The following is an 840-nucleotide window of genomic DNA, read 5'->3' on the forward strand; positions in this document are numbered from 1 at the left end:
GCGCCAGTTCGGCCGCGCGCGCCGCATTGCGCGCGATCACCGCCACCGGGCCGGTGGCGGCGAGCCGCGCGGCGAAGGCGAGACCGAGCGCGCCCGCGCCGACGATGGCGACCGGGTAGTGGGAACGGGGTGAATCGGGCGTTGCAGTCATCGGGGCGGCTCTCCTGTCTCGCGGCGGGCCCTATTGTGCCGCTTCCTGCAGCAGCCAGCGTTCGAAGGCTTCCGGCGCCGGACGCCGCGCGACGCGCTCGTGCATCACCAGGTAGTAGGCACTGGGCGAGGGCAGGCCGAGATCGAAGGGAATGACGAGGTGCCCGGCGCGGACGCGCTCTTCCACCAGCGGCCGGGGGGCGAGCACGACGCCCTGGCCGTCGAGGGTGGCAGCCAGCGCGAGCGCCGCGTTGGAGAAATGGCGTCCGCGGCGCGCGAGTTGCGCGTCCAGCCCGGCCTTGTGCAGCCAGGCGGTCCAGCCGACCTCGCTGAGGGTGTCGTCGTGGATCAGCGCGAAGCGCGGGAGCTCGTCCGGCGAGCGCAGTCCGGCCTCGACCAGCGCGGGGGCGCACACCGGCACGTAGTCGGGCGCGAACAGGGGCACCACACGGAAGCCGGGATAGCGCCCCTTGCCGTACAGGATCGCCACGTTGCTGCGCGCCTCGCGCGGATCGGTGCGCAGGTTGTCAAGCACGCTGGCCTCGCGCGGGCCGTCCACGGTGTCGGAGGTGCTGGCGAGTCGCAGATCGACGTCGGGATGCGCGGCGGCAAAGCGCGGCAGGCGGGGCACGAGCCAGTGGCTGGCGAAGGAGGGCGGCGCGGTGACGACGAGCGGGCCGACGGCGTCCT

2 protein-coding genes are annotated in these 840 nt (G+C 73.9%); both read right to left on the reverse strand.

The genetic code is table 11. From position 1 onward, the window contains the following. A partial coding sequence (locus C664_RS21220; protein WP_004295481.1) for a 2-dehydropantoate 2-reductase N-terminal domain-containing protein occupies positions 1–151 on the reverse strand: 151 nt, incomplete at its 3' end. A 30-nt stretch (positions 152–181) separates the two neighbouring features. After that, positions 182–840, reverse strand: a 659-nt coding sequence (locus C664_RS20060; RefSeq protein WP_004295483.1) for a LysR substrate-binding domain-containing protein, incomplete at its 5' end; no start/stop codon positions are given.

This window comes from Thauera sp. 63 (assembly GCF_000310165.2).
GTDB classification, from domain to species: Bacteria; Pseudomonadota; Gammaproteobacteria; order Burkholderiales; family Rhodocyclaceae; genus Thauera; species Thauera humireducens.